The 15,054-nt window shown below is 70.3% G+C and carries 19 protein-coding genes; 9 read left to right on the top strand and 10 right to left on the bottom strand.

Going from position 1 to position 15,054, the window contains the following annotated elements:
• The first annotated feature begins 10 nt into the window (after positions 1-10).
• Positions 11-703, top strand: coding sequence for an LAETG motif-containing sortase-dependent surface protein (locus IE332_RS15340; protein WP_189916401.1), 693 nt, complete (start codon positions 11-13; stop codon positions 701-703).
• A gap of 110 nt (positions 704-813) precedes the next feature.
• Here the strand turns inward: IE332_RS15340 and IE332_RS15335 are convergent, their stop codons facing one another.
• On the bottom strand, positions 814-1,533 hold the full coding sequence (locus tag IE332_RS15335) for an ABC transporter permease (protein WP_189916565.1): 720 nt from the start codon (positions 1,531-1,533) through the stop codon (positions 814-816).
• Between the two features lie 47 nt (positions 1,534-1,580).
• Positions 1,581-2,507, bottom strand: a complete 927-nt coding sequence (locus IE332_RS15330) for an ABC transporter ATP-binding protein (protein ID WP_189916400.1) — start codon at positions 2,505-2,507, stop codon at positions 1,581-1,583.
• Between the two features lie 164 nt (positions 2,508-2,671).
• On the opposite strand from IE332_RS15330, the gene IE332_RS15325 reads away from it, so the two are divergent.
• Genes IE332_RS15325 through IE332_RS15290 form a run of 8 tightly spaced genes read left to right on the top strand, consistent with a single transcriptional unit; the run spans position 2,672 to position 9,477 of the window.
• Positions 2,672-3,487, top strand: coding sequence for a helix-turn-helix transcriptional regulator (locus IE332_RS15325; RefSeq protein ID WP_189916564.1), 816 nt, complete (start codon positions 2,672-2,674; stop codon positions 3,485-3,487).
• Between the two features lie 49 nt (positions 3,488-3,536).
• Positions 3,537-4,952: a Fe-S cluster assembly protein SufB gene (gene sufB / locus IE332_RS15320; RefSeq protein WP_189916399.1), complete on the top strand. Its 1,416-nt coding sequence runs from the start codon at positions 3,537-3,539 to the stop codon at positions 4,950-4,952.
• Positions 4,953-5,009: 57 nt separating this feature from the next.
• Entirely contained in the window at positions 5,010-6,239 is a 1,230-nt protein-coding gene (gene sufD / locus IE332_RS15315) for a Fe-S cluster assembly protein SufD (RefSeq protein ID WP_189916398.1), read from the top strand.
• Positions 6,240-6,244: 5 nt separating this feature from the next.
• Positions 6,245-6,562 (top strand): non-heme iron oxygenase ferredoxin subunit, encoded by a 318-nt coding sequence (locus tag IE332_RS15310; RefSeq protein ID WP_030055938.1) that lies wholly within the window; start codon positions 6,245-6,247, stop codon positions 6,560-6,562.
• A gap of 6 nt (positions 6,563-6,568) precedes the next feature.
• Entirely contained in the window at positions 6,569-7,333 is a 765-nt protein-coding gene (gene sufC / locus IE332_RS15305; protein ID WP_189916397.1) for a Fe-S cluster assembly ATPase SufC, read from the top strand.
• Positions 7,330-8,589 (top strand): cysteine desulfurase, encoded by a 1,260-nt coding sequence (locus tag IE332_RS15300; protein WP_189916396.1) that lies wholly within the window; start codon positions 7,330-7,332, stop codon positions 8,587-8,589. Before sufC ends, IE332_RS15300 begins: the two co-directional genes overlap by 4 nt.
• A 20-nt stretch (positions 8,590-8,609) precedes the next feature.
• Positions 8,610-9,062, top strand: coding sequence for a Fe-S cluster assembly sulfur transfer protein SufU (gene sufU, locus IE332_RS15295; RefSeq protein WP_189916395.1), 453 nt, complete (start codon positions 8,610-8,612; stop codon positions 9,060-9,062).
• 22 nt (positions 9,063-9,084) lie between these two features.
• Entirely contained in the window at positions 9,085-9,477 is a 393-nt protein-coding gene (locus IE332_RS15290) for a metal-sulfur cluster assembly factor (RefSeq protein WP_189916394.1), read from the top strand.
• A gap of 242 nt (positions 9,478-9,719) precedes the next feature.
• On the opposite strand, the gene IE332_RS15285 is transcribed toward IE332_RS15290, so the two are convergent.
• The 8 genes from IE332_RS15285 to IE332_RS15250 form a co-directional block, all read right to left on the bottom strand.
• Entirely contained in the window at positions 9,720-10,652 is a 933-nt protein-coding gene (locus IE332_RS15285) for a helix-turn-helix domain-containing protein (protein ID WP_229928617.1), read from the bottom strand.
• Between the two features lie 118 nt (positions 10,653-10,770).
• Positions 10,771-11,202 (bottom strand): NUDIX hydrolase, encoded by a 432-nt coding sequence (locus IE332_RS15280; protein ID WP_189916393.1) that lies wholly within the window; start codon positions 11,200-11,202, stop codon positions 10,771-10,773.
• A 33-nt stretch (positions 11,203-11,235) separates the two neighbouring features.
• Positions 11,236-11,589 carry a hypothetical protein gene (locus IE332_RS15275; RefSeq protein WP_229928616.1) on the bottom strand — a complete coding sequence of 118 codons (354 nt, stop codon included), beginning with the start codon at positions 11,587-11,589 and terminating at the stop codon, positions 11,236-11,238.
• An 80-nt stretch (positions 11,590-11,669) separates the two neighbouring features.
• Complete coding sequence (locus IE332_RS15270; protein ID WP_189916392.1) at positions 11,670-11,915, bottom strand: hypothetical protein; 246 nt, start codon at positions 11,913-11,915, stop codon at positions 11,670-11,672.
• 22 nt (positions 11,916-11,937) lie between these two features.
• Positions 11,938-12,624 (bottom strand): pentapeptide repeat-containing protein, encoded by a 687-nt coding sequence (locus tag IE332_RS15265; RefSeq protein ID WP_189916391.1) that lies wholly within the window; start codon positions 12,622-12,624, stop codon positions 11,938-11,940.
• Positions 12,625-12,659: 35 nt separating this feature from the next.
• Positions 12,660-12,803 carry a hypothetical protein gene (locus tag IE332_RS15260; protein WP_189916390.1) on the bottom strand — a complete coding sequence of 48 codons (144 nt, stop codon included), beginning with the start codon at positions 12,801-12,803 and terminating at the stop codon, positions 12,660-12,662.
• 131 nt (positions 12,804-12,934) lie between these two features.
• On the bottom strand, positions 12,935-14,293 hold the full coding sequence (locus tag IE332_RS15255; RefSeq protein ID WP_189916389.1) for a hypothetical protein: 1,359 nt from the start codon (positions 14,291-14,293) through the stop codon (positions 12,935-12,937).
• 11 nt (positions 14,294-14,304) lie between these two features.
• Positions 14,305-15,054 carry a hypothetical protein gene (locus IE332_RS15250; RefSeq protein ID WP_189916388.1) on the bottom strand — a complete coding sequence of 250 codons (750 nt, stop codon included), beginning with the start codon at positions 15,052-15,054 and terminating at the stop codon, positions 14,305-14,307.

Genomic DNA, 15,054 nt, shown 5'->3' with positions numbered 1-15,054 from the left:
GAACAGCCTAATGGCGCGACAGCAGCGGCACATCGGGATCGGCGCGGCGGCACTCGCCGGCACAGCGGCGGCCGGTTTTCTACTGCCCCTGGCACTGGCCGGCAACGCCTCGGCGCACGTGCCGAGTTGGTCGGTGACCTGCGACAAGGTCGTGATCGACCTGATCAACTACAGCCCCAAGCCTGACGTGAAGAACACCGTCAGCCTCACCATCGACGGCGAGAAGGTCCTGGACGCCAAGGCCTTCCCCGCCGAGTTCCACGGCACCTTCCCGGTGAAGGACCACACCGCCCCGATCAAGGCCAACCTGGTGGTCGCCACCTCGGAGAAGCCGGACGAGAAGGGCTGGAACATCAACGAGACCAAGACCATCGAGCCGTGCCACACGCCGACTCCGACCCCCACGCCCACCCCGACCCCCACGCCCACCAAGACGCCGACGCCCACGCCGACGCCCACGGTGACGCCGTCGAAGACCCCGACCCCCACGCCGACGCCGACCGGGACGCCGTCCACGGCCCCGCCGGTCACGCCGCCGCCGAGCACCCCGTCCCCGGCGCCCAGCAGCAGCGGGCCGGTGCTCGCCCAGACCGGTAGCAGCGACGCGACCCCGATGATCGCGGCGGCCGGCGGCGGCGTGCTGCTGGTCGGCGGCGCGCTCGTCCTGCTCGCCCGCAAGCGCCGCAGCGGCAGCCAGGGCTGACGCGACCCGGGCTGAACAGCACGACGCCCCCCGGCCGGGAAAGGCCGGGGGGCGTCGTGCGTCGCGGGTACGGCTCGGGGAGCGGTCCTATCTCCCCGCGGGGAGCGGTCCTACTCCCAGCGGAAGAACCGGGCGGCCGCGGCCAGCCCGAGCACCGACCAGCCGGCCAGGATCCCCAGGTCCGCCCAGGGCACCCCGGCGCCGGTCTGCAGCACCGACCGCAGGCCGTCCGAGAGCGCCGAGATCGGCAGCAGCTCCAGCACCGACCGCACGGCGTCGGGGAACTTGCCCAGCGGCACGACCACCCCGCCCGCGAGCAGCAGCAGGATGAACACCAGGTTGGCGGCGGCCAGCGTGGCCTCGGCCTTCAGGGTGCCGGCCATCAGCAGGCCGAGCCCGGAGAAGGCGGCGGTGCCGAGGACCAGCAGCGCGACGACGGCCAGGGGGTTGCCGTGCGGGGACCAGCCGAGCGCCAGCGCGATCACCGACAGCAGCGCGACCTGCAGCGCCTCCGTCACCAGGACGCAGCCGGTCTTGGCGGTCAGCAGCGTCCAGCGCGGCAGCGGACTGGCGCCGAGCCGCTTCAGCACGCCGTAGCGGCGCTCGAAGCCGGTGGCGATGGCCTGCCCGGTGAAGGCGGTGGACATCACGGCGAGCGCGAGCAGGCCGGGGGCCAGGAAGTCGACCCGCTTGCCGGGGCCCTCCACCGCGACGATGTCCACGGCGGAGAACAGCACCAGCAGCACGGTCGGGATGACCACGGTGAGCAGCAGCTGCTCGCCGTTGCGCAGCAGCATCCGGGTCTCGAACGCGGTCTGGGCGAGCAGCATCCGGCCGACCGGGGCGGCGCCCGGCTTCGGGGCGTAGTCGGTCGTGGTCACGAGCGGAGCTCCCGTCCGGTCAGGTCGAGGAAGACGTCTTCGAGGCTGCGGCGCTGCACGGACAGCCGTTCGGGCAGGACGCCGACGGCCGCGCACCAGCCGGTGACGGTGGCCAGCAGCCGCGGGTCGACGGCCGCCTCCACCCGGTAGCTGCCGGGGGCGGTCTCGACGGCGGTGGCGCCCTCGGGCAGCTCCTTGAGCAGCGCGGCGAGGTCGAGTCCGGGCGGGCCGTCGAAGCGCAGGGAGCTCTCGGCGCCGCCGCGGCACAGCTCCTCGGTGGTGCCGTCGGCGATCACCTTGCCGCGGTCCACGACGGCGACGCGGTCGGCGAGCTGCTCGGCCTCGTCCATGTGGTGGGTGGTGACGACCACGGTGACGCCGTCCCGGCGCAGGTCGCGGACCAGTTCCCAGGTGGCGCGGCGGGCCTGCGGGTCGAGGCCGGCGGTGGGCTCGTCCAGGAAGACCAGCTCGGGGCGGCCGACCACGGCCATGGCCAGGGCGAGCCGCTGCTGCTGGCCGCCGGACAGCCGCCGGTAGGTGGTGCGGCCGCAGGAGCCGAGGCCGAGGCGCTCGACCAGGGCGTCCACGTCCAGCGGGTGGGCGTGCAGCCTGGCGGTGTGCCGGAGCATCTCGACGGCGCGGGCGCCCGCGTACACGCCACCCGACTGCAGCATGACGCCGATCCGGGGGCGCAGGGCGGCGCTCTGGGTGACCGGGTCGAGGCCGAGGACGCGGACGGTGCCGGCGTCGGGGCGGCGGTAGCCCTCGCAGGTCTCGATGGTGGTGGTCTTGCCGGCGCCGTTGGGGCCGAGGACGGCGGTGATCGCGCCGCGTGCGATGGTGAGGTCGAGGCCGTCCACCGCGGGCTTGTCGCCGTATCGCTTGACCAGCCCGGCGATCTGGACCGCGGGTTCGGAATGCATACCGGCGAGTCTAAGAGGCGCTCACGCGCGGGCCCCACGGCGGCCTCGGTGATCGTTTTCCCAGGTCAGGTAAGGCTTACCTGCGTGATCGATGACACCGGTGAGGCCTGGATCACGGCTTGTCCCAATGGAAGTAATTACGCAACACTGGTGTTGTGAAAAACATGCGCGAGCACGCCACGCACCAGGAGGCCGAGTCGGCCCCCGGCTGTGACGTGCCCGTGACGGCGGCCGAGGTGCTGCTGGAGGGCCACCGGGCCACCCGGGACCGGGTCGCCCGGTCGATCCTGGACCACGGCCCCTCCTCCGCCGCCGACCTCGCGAACCGCCTCGGCCTCACCGCCGCGGCCGTCCGCCGCCACCTCGACGGACTGACCGCCGCCCGTTTGGTCGAGTCCCGCGAACAGCGGGTCTACGGCAGCCGCGGCCGGGGCCGTCCGGCCAAGGTCTTCGCCCTCACCGACGCCGGCCGGGACGCCTTCTACCAGGCGTACGACCAGCTCGCCGCCGACGCGCTGCGCTGGATCTCGGACTCGGTGGGCGGCGGCAAGGCGGGCGAGGAGGCGGTCGCCGCCTTCGCCCGGGCCAGGTTCGGCAAGCAGGGCGAGAAGTACCTGGAAGCGCTGCACCGGGCCGACGCCGGGGAACGCACCGAGGCACTCGCCCAGGCGCTCAGCGCGGACGGGTACGCTGCCACGGTGCGGCGTGTCCCGTCGGCCGCGGCCAAGGCCCCGGCGGGCGCCCAGCTCTGCCAGCACCACTGCCCGGTCGCGCACATCGCCGAGCAGTTCCCGCAGCTCTGCGAGGCGGAGACCGAGGTCTTCTCCCAGCTCCTGGGCACCCATGTGCAACGGCTGGCCACCATCGCCCACGGCGACGGGGTCTGCACCACCTATGTGCCGGCACCCGGTGCCGCATCGTCGCCCGTCCGGGGTTCCGCGGACCGCGGCTCCGATGCAGTGCCGACTGCCAGTACATGAAAATCCCGCGTCCACCGAAGATTCAGCGTCCGCGCGTTAGGAAGCTCGCATGACTGACACCGTTTCGCACCCCGAGCTCGAAGGCCTCGGCAACTACGAGTACGGCTGGGCCGACCCGGACGCCGCCGGTGCCACGGCCAAGCGCGGGCTCAGCGAGGAGGTCGTGCGCGACATCTCCGCGAAGAAGTCCGAGTCCGAGTGGATGCTCAACCTGCGGCTCAAGGGCCTCAAGCTGTTCGGCAAGAAGCCCATGCCGACCTGGGGCTCCGACCTCTCCGGCATCGACTTCGACAACATCAAGTACTTCGTCCGCTCCACCGAGAAGCAGGCCGAGTCGTGGGAGGACCTGCCCGCGGACATCAAGGCCACCTACGACAAGCTGGGCATCCCGGAGGCGGAGAAGCAGCGCCTGGTCGCCGGTGTCGCCGCCCAGTACGAGTCCGAGGTCGTCTACCACCAGATCCGTGAGGACCTGGAGGAGCAGGGCGTCATCTTCCTGGACACCGACACCGCGCTGCGCGAGCACCCGGAGATCTTCAAGGAGTACTTCGGCACCGTCATCCCGGTCGGCGACAACAAGTTCGCCGCGCTGAACACGGCGGTGTGGTCCGGCGGCTCGTTCATCTACGTGCCGAAGGGCGTGCACGTCGACATCCCGCTGCAGGCCTACTTCCGGATCAACACCGAGAACATGGGCCAGTTCGAGCGGACGCTGATCATCGTCGACGAGGACGCCTACGTCCACTACGTCGAGGGTTGCACCGCGCCGATCTACTCCTCCGACTCGCTGCACTCCGCGGTCGTGGAGATCATCGTCAAGAAGGGCGGCCGCTGCCGCTACACGACCATCCAGAACTGGTCGAACAACGTCTACAACCTGGTCACCAAGCGCGCCGTGGCGTACGAGGGCGCGACCATGGAGTGGGTCGACGGCAACATCGGCTCCAAGGTCACCATGAAGTACCCGGCCGTCTACCTGATGGGCGAGCACGCCAAGGGCGAGACCCTGTCGATCGCCTTCGCGGGCGAGGGCCAGCACCAGGACGCCGGCGCCAAGATGGTGCACATGGCGCCGAACACCTCCTCCAACATCATCTCCAAGTCGGTGGCGCGAGGCGGCGGCCGGACCTCCTACCGCGGTCTGATCGAGATCGGCGAGGGCTCCAAGGGCGCCAAGTCCAACGTGCTCTGCGACGCGCTGCTGGTCGACACCATCTCCCGCTCGGACACCTACCCGTACGTGGACGTCCGCGAGGACGACGTGTCCATGGGCCACGAGGCGACCGTCTCCAAGGTCAGCGAGGACCAGCTGTTCTACCTGATGAGCCGCGGCATGACCGAGTTCGAGGCGATGGCGATGATCGTCCGCGGTTTCGTCGAGCCGATCGCGCGCGAGCTGCCGATGGAGTACGCGCTGGAGCTCAACCGGCTGATCGAGCTGCAGATGGAGGGCGCGGTCGGCTGACGCCCGGCCGCTACCGCCGTCCACCGAATTCCGAGGAAGAGAGCACTACGAACAGCCATGGCTGAGCAGAACACCACCGGCTCCACCACCGCCGGGTCGATCGAGGTCGGCACCGCCGGCGCGGGCGCGCAGCTCGCCGGCCCCGGCACCGGTCGGACCACCGTCCACCAGCCGATCGACGCGCGCGTCGCGGTCAAGCCGTCCTTCGACGTGAACGACTTCCCGGTGCCGACCGGCCGCGAGGAGGACTGGCGGTTCACCCCGCTGCACCGCCTCGGCGGGCTGCACGACGGGACCGCCGCCGCCGGCGAGCGCGGTGAGGACAAGGTCGGGTTCACGCTGCCGGACGGCGTCACCGCCGAGACCGTCGGCCGTGACGACGCCCGCCTGGGCAAGGCCGGCACGCCGGTCGACCGGGTCGCCGCGCAGGCGTTCAGCGGGTTCGAGCAGGCCCTGGTGGTCACCGTCCCCAAGGACGCGGTGCTGACCGAGCCGGTCCGGATCGACGTGCGCGGCGAGGGCGGCGTCCGCTTCGCCCACGTGGTGATCGACGTCAAGCCGTTCGCCGAGGCCGTCGTGGTGCTCAACCACGAGGGCACCGGCACCCGGGCCGCCAACGTCGAGCTGCTGGTCGGCGACGGTGCCAAGCTCACCTTCGTCTCCGTCCAGGACTGGGACCGCGACGCCGTCCACGCCGCCCAGCACAGCGCGCTGGTCGGCCGGGACGCCTCGTACAAGTCCGTGGTCGTGACCTTCGGCGGCGACCTGGTCCGCCTGCACCCGCGGGTCAGCTACGCGGGCCCCGGCGGCGAGGCCGAGCTGTTCGGCCTCTACTTCGCCGACGCCGGCCAGCACCTGGAGCACCGCCTGGTGATCGACCACGACACGCCGCACTGCCGGTCGAACGTGGCGTACAAGGGCGCGCTGCAGGGCCAGGACGCGCACGCCGTCTGGGTCGGCGACGTGCTGATCCGCGCCGCCGCGGTCGGCACCGACACCTACGAGCTCAACCGGAACCTGGTGCTCACCGACGGCGCCCGGGTCGACTCGATCCCGAACCTGGAGATCGAGACCGGCGAGATCGTCGGCGCCGGCCACGCCTCCGCGACCGGCCGCTTCGACGACGAGCAGCTGTTCTACCTGCAGGCCCGCGGCATCCCCGCGGACGAGGCCCGGCGCCTGGTCGTGCGCGGCTTCTTCGCCGAGCTGCTCCAGCAGATCGGCGTGGCCGAGGTCCAGGACCAGCTCATGGAGAAGATCGACGCCGAGCTGGAAGCGGCGGTCTGACCCCGATGACCTTCCTCCGTGCCTGTGCGCTGAGCGACCTCCAGGAGGACGTGCCCAAGCGCGTGGACCTCAACGGCGTGCCGGTCTCCGTCGTCCGCACCGACGAGGGGGTGTTCGCGATCAACGACATCTGCTCGCACGCGAACGTCGCGCTCTCCGAGGGCGAGGTCGAGGACTGCATGATCGAGTGCTGGCTGCACGGTTCCAGCTTCGACCTGCGCACCGGCAAGCCCTCCGGCCTGCCCGCCACCAAGCCGGTCGCTGTCTACCCCGTAAAGATCGAAGGGGACGATGTGCTCGTCTCCGTCAACCAGGAGTCCTGAGTACACATGGCAACCCTTGAAATCCGCGACCTGCACGTCTCCGTGGACGCCGAGAACGGCCCGCGCGAGATCCTGAAGGGCGTCGACCTCACCGTCAAGCAGGGCGAGACCCACGCCATCATGGGGCCGAACGGCTCCGGCAAGTCCACCCTGGCCTACTCGCTGGCCGGCCACCCCAAGTACACCGTCACCGGCGGCTCGGTGCTGCTGGACGGCGAGGACGTCCTGGAGATGTCCGTCGACGAGCGCGCCAAGGCCGGCGTCTTCCTGGCCATGCAGTACCCGGTCGAGGTCCCCGGCGTCTCGGTCAGCAACTTCCTGCGCACCGCCGCCACCGCCGTCCGCGGCGAGGCCCCCAAGCTGCGGCTGTGGGTGAAGGAGGTCAAGGAGGCGATGGCCGCCCTCCAGATGGACCCGGCCTTCGCCGAGCGCAACGTCAACGAGGGCTTCTCCGGCGGCGAGAAGAAGCGCCACGAGATCCTCCAGCTGGAGCTGCTCAAGCCGAAGATCGCGATCCTCGACGAGACCGACTCCGGCCTGGACGTCGACGCGCTGCGGATCGTCTCCGAGGGCATCAACCGGGTCCGCTCCACCGGCGAGGTCGGCACCCTGCTGGTGACCCACTACACCCGCATCCTGCGGTACATCCAGCCCGACTACGTCCACGTCTTCGCGGGCGGCCGCATCGTCGAGTCCGGCGGCGCCGAGCTCGCCGACAAGCTGGAGAACGAGGGCTACGAGGCGTACGTGAAGGGGGGCGCTTCCGAGTGACCCATACGTTTACGGGACTGCTCGACACCGACGCGATCCGTAAGGACTTCCCGGTCCTGCAGCGGCTCCTGCACGACGACAAGCCGCTGGTCTACCTGGACAACGCGGCGACCTCGCAGAAGCCGCGCCAGGTGCTGGAGGCGCTGACCGCCTACTACGAGCGGCACAACGCCAACGTCCACCGCGGCGTGCACGTGCTCGCCGAGGAGGCCACCGCGCTGTACGAGGGCGCCCGGGACAAGGTCGCGGCCTTCGTCAACGCGCCGAGCCGCAACGAGGTGATATTCACCAAGAACGCCTCGGAGTCGCTCAACCTCGTCGCCAACATGCTGGCCTGGGCGGAGGAGCCCTACCGGGTCGACGCCGACTCCGAGATCGTCATCACGGAGATGGAGCACCACTCCAACATCGTCCCGTGGCAGCTGCTGTCGCAGCGCAGCGGCGCGAAGCTGAAGTGGTTCGGGCTGACCGACGAGGGCCGGCTCGACCTGTCCAACATCGACGAGCTGATCACCGAGAAGACCAAGGTGGTCTCCTTCACCCTGGTCTCCAACCTGCTCGGCACCGTCAACCCCGTCGAGACGATCGTCCGCAAGGCCCAGTCGGTCGGCGCGCTGGTCGTCATCGACGCCTCGCAGGCCGCGCCGCACATGGTGCTGGACGTGCAGGCGCTGGAGGCCGACTTCGTCGCCTTCACCGGCCACAAGATGCTGGCCCCGACCGGCATCGGCGTGCTCTGGGGCCGCCAGGAGCTGCTGGAGGACCTCCCGCCGTTCCTCGGCGGCGGCGAGATGATCGAGACCGTCACCATGGGCTCGTCCACCTACGCCCCGGCACCGCACAAGTTCGAGGCCGGCACCCCGCCGATCGCCCAGGCGGTCGGGCTCGGCGCGGCCATCGACTACCTCCAGGGCATCGGCATGGAGAAGATCGCGGCGCACGAGCACGCGATCACCGAGTACGCCGTCGAGCGGCTGCTGGAGGTCCCGGACCTCCGGATCATCGGCCCGCGCACGGCCGTGGACCGCGGCGCGGCGATCTCCTTCACCCTCGGCGACATCCACCCGCACGACGTGGGCCAGGTGCTGGACGAGCAGGGCATCGCCGTGCGCGTCGGCCACCACTGCGCGCGGCCGGTCTGCCTCCGGTACGGAATTCCGGCGACCACGCGGGCGTCGTTCTACCTGTACTCGACGCCGGGCGAGGTCGACGCGCTGATCGACGGCCTGCACCACGTCCGGAACTTCTTCGGCTGACGGGACGGGGCAGGACGACCATGAAGCTCGACTCCATGTACCAGGACATCATCCTGGACCACTACCGCAACCCCCACGGCAAGGGGCTGCGGGACGGCGACGTCGAAGTGCACCACGTCAACCCGACGTGCGGCGACGAGATCACCCTGCGGGTGAAGCTCGACGGCCCGACGGTGGTCGACGTCTCGTACGAGTCCCAGGGCTGCTCGATCAGCCAGGCGAGCGCCTCGGTGCTCAACGACCTGGTGGTCGGCAAGACCGTGGGCGAGGCGCAGGCGGTCCAGGAGGCCTTCCTGGAGCTGATGCAGAGCAAGGGCCAGGGCGAGGGCGACGAGGAGGTGCTGGAGGACGCGGTCGCGTTCGCCGGCGTCTCCAAGTACCCGGCCCGGGTCAAGTGCGCCCTGCTCAGCTGGATGGCCTGGAAGGACGCCACCGCCCAGGCGCTCGCCCAGCACCCCGCCGTGAACGACTGATCCCGCAGAGGAGGAACAGACCATGAGTGACGAGAACACCACCGCCGACGCCACGGCCTCCGCTGCGGAGGAGCAGACCGGCATCATCGTCGGCACCACGGCCGGCACCGTTTCGGTCGAGGACCTGACCGAGGCCCTGATGGACGTCGTCGACCCCGAACTGGGCATCGACGTCGTCAACCTGGGCCTGATCTACGGCGTCCACATCGACGAGTCCGACGTGGCCACCATCGACATGACGCTCACCTCGGCGGCCTGCCCGCTGACCGACGTCATCGAGGACCAGGCCAAGACCGCCACCGACGGCCTGGTGAAGGACCTGCGCATCAACTGGGTCTGGATGCCGCCGTGGGGCCCCGACAAGATCACTGACGACGGCCGCGACCAGCTGCGGGCGTTGGGGTTCAACGTCTGAGGTCGCTGGGCGATCGTTGTTCCGCTGCGGCGCGAACCCCTCGGGGGTCGCGCCGCAGCGGCGTTTCTGGGGTGAACACCCGCGCAGCATCCCCTTGTTGAGCAGGTTCACCGCCGTTCCCCGCCGTCCACCCCCCACCCGCCTGCCGGCGGGTGCCCGCCCCGGGCCTGGCCGAGCGCGGCGTTGATGGAGCAGGGTGATGTACCTGCCGGAGCCCTTTCGGGCTGGTGGGAGAGCGCGTCTCAGGCGGCGATGTGTGCAGGCCGACTGCCGGCTATTGCGGAGCGCAGGGCAGTCCGGACTCGTTCGGCACCTGCGGTGGCCACGTCCGCGCCCTTGCGGGCCGTGGGGGTTCGGGTGGTCAGGCCGGCGCACGGGCGGCAGATGCCCGGCCGGGGCACGGGGTCGTGGCACTTGGCGCACTCGGCGTACCGGGCCGGTGGCCGCGCGGCAGGCCCGGCGGGCGGCATCTTGCGCTCCAGGCGGTAGCGGAGCACGGCGGCCGCCGAGTGCACCGGGGTGGGCAGGCCCGGCAGCAGGGCGTGGGCGAGGTCTGCGTGGGCCGCGCCGCGTTGCAGCCACTGCGCCACCAACGGTGCCAGTTCCCGTGCTTCGGCCTCGCCCAGGCGCAGCCGGGGCTCGGGGCGGATCACCCGGAACAGCGTGGCCGCTGCCTCGCGGATCTCGGGTGCTTCCTCTTCTCCTTCCCGGTCGCTTTCGTCTGCCGGGCTTGTGGGGAGGGAGGGTTCTTGGTGCCGGTTCTTTACAACAGGGCTGCCAGCACGGCCGGTTGCCGCTTCACCGGGCGCCGGACGGGTGGTACCCGGCGGCCCCGTGAGGTGTGGGGTGTCGTAGACGTGGGTTTCGGTGATGATCGTGCCGTCGGGCATGCGGATCTTCTCGACCCGGTAGTACCCGGCCTCGGTCAGTTCCTTCAACGCCTTGCGGATCGCGCCTCGGCCCTGGGGGCTGCTGTCGGCCATGTGCCGTCCGTCTTCGCGCCAGCCGTCGGGGCGGGAGAGGAGGTCCGCGAGCAGACCCCGGGCGGTGTAGGACAGCCGCCGGTACTGGAGGACGGCGTTGGGTAGCACGGTGAAATTGCGCACGTGGGCGCTACGATGGACGCGCATCGGGAGTGTCAGCTCCTGTTGCCGGGCCCCGGGGTGTTCCAGCACCGCCGGGGTCACCTGTTTTCGGTTGGGTTACGGAACGTACCACGGCATTTGACGCAGCGTGAGACGTTCACGACATTCGGTGCGCGACCAGTGTGCTGACGCAGTTGCCGGATTGCCGCTACCTGGCGGCGAGAAGGTCCCCGCGTTCGACGGCCTTGCGGAGGACTGCGGCGATCTCCTGAGGCAGGAGGTTGATCGCGTCGAGGGCTTCGGTGGTGAGGGGGATCTCCTCCAGGAAGTACTCGCCCCGGCCTGCCTGGCTGAACTCGGGCCCGGTGCGATCCTCGAAGCTCCACTTGTCGACGGTGGCGAGGTAGAAGTCCTGGCGCTCGTCGTCCGTCTCGATGGTGTGGAGAAGGCTGACGATCTCGGCCTCGCCCGCGATTTCCTCGCGGACCTCGCGCAGCAGGGCCTCCTTGGGACTGGCGTCGGTGGGCTCGATCTTTCCGCCGACGATCACCCAGTACGGGGCGATGCCGGGGCGGATGCGCTTGATCAGCAGTGTGGTGTTGTTCGGGGTAACGAGGACTGCGCGGACGCGGCGCTGCATGGTGGTCTGCTTCCTGTTCGGTGGGACGGGCGGTCAGGCGGCTTCGGCCTGGTCGATTGTGGCTGCACTCGGCTGTGCGAGCCAGACCAGCCGTGCGGTGATCCCCGGTCGCCCGGCGAAATGGCTCAGGGCCCGATCGGGGGACGCGAGGGTCATTCGCGCCTGCCCGTCGATGCTGATCACGTGCGCCGGCCCGCCGTGGTCGACGAACCCCCAGGCCACGACCCACCCGTCGACGTCCGGGAGTCCCTCGCCACACACCTGGACGACGGCGAACAGACGGGGTGCGGTGTCGAGCACGAGCCCGCACAGCTCCTGGTCGAAGGTCAGACCGGCCGGGGGCCGAGGCATGACCGGACGGGAGTTCTGCGGCGGCGCACCAGCCATGGAAGTTCTCCTATGTGAACGGGAGTTGGAGGCGACGCTGCCGCCATCACGGGCAGCGGAACAGCTCGCACTGGGCGGTGTCAGATCGGCGAGGCCAGGACGCCTCGTGGCCAGTGGCCGAGCCAGAACGCGGCGGTGGACGGTTCGGGTTGGCCCTCGGTGGAGCCGTCGTGGGGCAGCAGTTCGGTGGGGGCGATGTAGCCCTCGCCGGGATCGAGCCGCAGCCGGAAGACGCGAAGGGGCAGCCCGAGGGCGGCGTAGGCCCGCAGGTCGTCGGTGTGCGGATAGCGGTCATTGGGGTCGGTGTGGGCGATCGCGAGAGTCACGCGGGTTCCTCCCGGGCGTGATTTACCGGTCGTCGAGGGTGTCGCCGAAGGTCACGTCCAGCTCGGCGACCAGGGCTTCGGCGAGCTCGGCCCGCTGGGTGCGGTCGATGAGGACCTTGCCGAGGTTGGCGACGCCCCGCAGCGTGGTCAGGTCGTTGCCTCGCAGGTCGAGGCCCTGGTACTTTCCCCGGCCGAACTCGGTCAGCCGCAGGGTGCAGGCGTCGAGGACTGCGCCGCCGAGGTCGCAGCCGGTGAACGACGCCTCGACGAGCGCGCACTTGGTGAAGGCGACCGGGCCGGTGACGCGGACCTGCTCGAACGTCGAGTAGTCGAGCTTGCAGTTGTCGAACAGGACGTTGTCCAAGGTCGTGCCGGTGACGGCGGCGCCCATGATCTTGCAGTTGCGGAAGACGACGCGGGAGAGCTTGCTATCGGTGATGCGGGCGGTGGCCAGGTCGCAGGTGTCGAACTCGACCGAGTCGAGGCGGACTTGATCGAGCTGCACGCGGTCGGCCCGGATGTTGGAGACGCGGCCGGTGACGAGGCGGGTCTCGGCGAGGTCCAGGGCCCGCAGGTCGGCGTCGCAGTACTGGAAGTTCTGGACGATGCCCCGGGCGGAGCCCAGGGTGGTGACGTTGGACAGGTAGAGGCCGGGCTCGTTCAGGTGGGGCAGGGTCACGGTGACACGACCGAAGGTGATGTCGTCCATGGGAGGCTCCGTTTTCTCGAAGGTCGGGGCGGGCGTTACTTGCCCTTGGTCTTGTTCGACCAGTTGTCCCAAGTGGGCCGGTTGTCGAACGGTCCAGCGATGGGGTCGGTCACGGTGAAGCCGGTGAGGTCGGTGACGACGGCGGTGTTGCTGGTGGCCGGCAGTTCGAGCAAGGTCATGCGGCGTTCTCCTCTCGGACGGTATGGGACAGGGCGGCGACCAGGGCTTACCGGGACGCGCGGCGGGCTGAGGCAGACACCGAAGACCGCGTAGGAGTTGCCGCGAAGCACGATCAACTGGTGCCGCTCGATCACGTCGGGGCCGCGCGGCGCTTCGACCACCGCTCCTCCTCCGTCCGGTTCCGGAGGGGAGCAACCAGCCACGGTACGAGCCGGGGGGCTGGAACGGCGGCGATCTGCTCAACCGGATGGAGAAGCCCCTGCCTGCATGACTCCGCCGTCCAGACTGTGAACCGGGCGTTGGGGCAGGCCGGGTTGATGCCGATCTCTCCCTTGGGGCTGACGCCGTTGAATGGCGTCAGGATGCCCTCCTTGTTCCAGTAGGCCCACGCCTGAAGAGCCTTGGCCTGCTCGAAGCAGTGGTAGAGCTGCGGGTAGCGGTCGAGAAGCCGGATCTCTCGGAAGATCAGCTGGCCGAGGAGGCGTGGTGCCGTCTTGGCCAGCGTGCCCAGACCGGCAGTGTGGAACGTGAAATTCCGGATGTCCTGGCGTGGCGTCAGGGATGTGGCGGCAAAAAGGTGGGACATGCGCCGGCGAACGTAGTCGGCGGCCGACGCTGCCAGGCCGGGCTCGATGCGTCCGATGAGATCGAGGAGTCGGGTGTGGCCTGGGTAGAACCGCCCGAGGTCGAAGAGAGTGCCCATGCTGTCCACGGCGGAGAAGGCGAGTTCCTTGTAGAGCCGGTTGTTCATCTCCCCGCAGTCCGCGTACTCCCGGGTGGCCCGGCTGCTGGAGTGGAGCATCAGGTACTCGGCGACGGTCTCGAAGTAGAGGTACCCGAGATAGGGAAGGACGGGGACCGTTGCGGCAAGGGCGTCGATGAACGACTCGTTCGGAGTCGTGCCACCACTGGCGTTGTGCAGGAGCTTGTCGAGGAACGGAGCTGCGACGCGCACCCGGTCCACGACAGACCGCAGTACCTGGTCGTCCTCGGCTGCGGTGAGAAAGTGCCGGTACGTCTGGTAGGTCCACAGGTGGATGCCGCCGAGCCGCAGGTAGTCCAGGCCCTTGACCGGTGCCGGGCGACCGGGGGTGACCTGGATGACCAGGGGTGTGCTGTCGCGGCGGCTGGCCAGGCCGTGGCGGGCGTCCAGCAGGTAGGAGCCGAGGTTGTGGGGCCGCAGCACGCCGCCAGGCAGCGGGGTGAGGGGCGATCCGTAGACGGCCCCGATCAGGCAGCCGGTGGACGCGAGCAGGTGGCCGCTGGAGCGGATGGCGTCCAGGGAACGGGTCAGGTGCAGGAGGTAGACCGGACCGCCGGCGGTGAGCGAGGCGAGCATGGCGTTGGCGTCCTCGCGCAGCAGGTGCCCGTTGGGGGCCTGTTCGAGGCGCTGGTGCCAGTCGGCCTCGGAGTCGGTGAGCCCGGCCGGCAGCGGTCGGTCGGGAGGTGCGCTGTAGTCGGTGTGCGCGAGGTCCCACTCGGTGTGCACGGGGGCTTCTCCTATTCGGGCATCACGGCCTGGAGCGCGCGCTCCAGGGCCTGGGTATCGGTCGCGCCGTAGAGGTGGGCATGCTCGCTGCCCACCACCAGGTCGTGGGCGAGCACTGTGGTCCAGGCGGGAACCTGCAGGCGCAGGTGGTTGAGATCGGGCCACCAGCGGGCCAGTGGCAGCCGGTAGCGGTCGAGCGCGTCAGCCGCCTTGAGGAGGTCCACCGCCACCTGGTGCTGCCGATAGGCGCGTTCCTCTCTGCGGGCGAAGGCGTTGTGCGGCACGTCGTGGAGGGCGACTGCGGTGATCGCCTCTGTCGTGGCCGCAGTCCTGAACGTCGCCTGAAGGCTCGCGGTGTGCTGGGTCAGCCAGTCGGCGGCGCGGCGGCCGTGGCCGGGATCGTCGCGGTCGTTCAGCCGCCGGCAGTCGTGGCAGGCCGCAGCTGCCGCGAGCGCCAGCCCCCGGCCCGGCGTGAGGCCGTGGCTCGGGGCGAGCAACTGCACGAGCACGGCGACGCGAGCACCGTGGCGTACGCCGTGGATCGAGGTGGCCGTCTGCGTGCGGGCGAACCAGGAGACGTTCGGTACCAGCAGCAGCGGCCGGTGTGGCAGTCTGGCCCGGACACCCGGGTCGGCGGGCCGGTGGCGGGCGATCCAGTCCAGCGTCGGCCGATCCATCACCTGGTGGTCCGGCAGTCGGCCGGTGCCGGCCAGCTCGTGCAGCGACGGTCCGCCGCCGGGTCGGGGTGTCGGCGAGATCAT

The organism is Kitasatospora xanthocidica (assembly GCF_014656195.1).
GTDB classification, from domain to species: domain Bacteria; phylum Actinomycetota; class Actinomycetes; order Streptomycetales; family Streptomycetaceae; genus Kitasatospora; species Kitasatospora xanthocidica.
Note: the sequence above shows the minus strand (reverse complement) of the source record. Positions and strands in the feature narration are given on the sequence as shown.

Coding starts and splice junctions, on each gene's coding strand:
- IE332_RS15340 (WP_189916401.1), top strand. CDS start 11: ATGGCGCGACAGCAGCGGCACATCGGGATCGGCGCGGCGGCACTCGCC.
- IE332_RS15335 (WP_189916565.1), bottom strand. CDS start 1,533: ATGCTGCTCGCCCAGACCGCGTTCGAGACCCGGATGCTGCTGCGCAAC.
- IE332_RS15330 (WP_189916400.1), bottom strand. CDS start 2,507: ATGCATTCCGAACCCGCGGTCCAGATCGCCGGGCTGGTCAAGCGATAC.
- IE332_RS15325 (WP_189916564.1), top strand. CDS start 2,672: ATGCGCGAGCACGCCACGCACCAGGAGGCCGAGTCGGCCCCCGGCTGT.
- sufB (WP_189916399.1), top strand. CDS start 3,537: ATGACTGACACCGTTTCGCACCCCGAGCTCGAAGGCCTCGGCAACTAC.
- sufD (WP_189916398.1), top strand. CDS start 5,010: ATGGCTGAGCAGAACACCACCGGCTCCACCACCGCCGGGTCGATCGAG.
- IE332_RS15310 (WP_030055938.1), top strand. CDS start 6,245: ATGACCTTCCTCCGTGCCTGTGCGCTGAGCGACCTCCAGGAGGACGTG.
- sufC (WP_189916397.1), top strand. CDS start 6,569: ATGGCAACCCTTGAAATCCGCGACCTGCACGTCTCCGTGGACGCCGAG.
- sufU (WP_189916395.1), top strand. CDS start 8,610: ATGAAGCTCGACTCCATGTACCAGGACATCATCCTGGACCACTACCGC.
- IE332_RS15290 (WP_189916394.1), top strand. CDS start 9,085: ATGAGTGACGAGAACACCACCGCCGACGCCACGGCCTCCGCTGCGGAG.
- IE332_RS15280 (WP_189916393.1), bottom strand. CDS start 11,202: ATGCAGCGCCGCGTCCGCGCAGTCCTCGTTACCCCGAACAACACCACA.
- IE332_RS15275 (WP_229928616.1), bottom strand. CDS start 11,589: ATGGCTGGTGCGCCGCCGCAGAACTCCCGTCCGGTCATGCCTCGGCCC.
- IE332_RS15265 (WP_189916391.1), bottom strand. CDS start 12,624: ATGGACGACATCACCTTCGGTCGTGTCACCGTGACCCTGCCCCACCTG.
- IE332_RS15260 (WP_189916390.1), bottom strand. CDS start 12,803: ATGACCTTGCTCGAACTGCCGGCCACCAGCAACACCGCCGTCGTCACC.
- IE332_RS15250 (WP_189916388.1), bottom strand. CDS start 15,054: ATGATCTCGCCGACACCCCGACCCGGCGGCGGACCGTCGCTGCACGAG.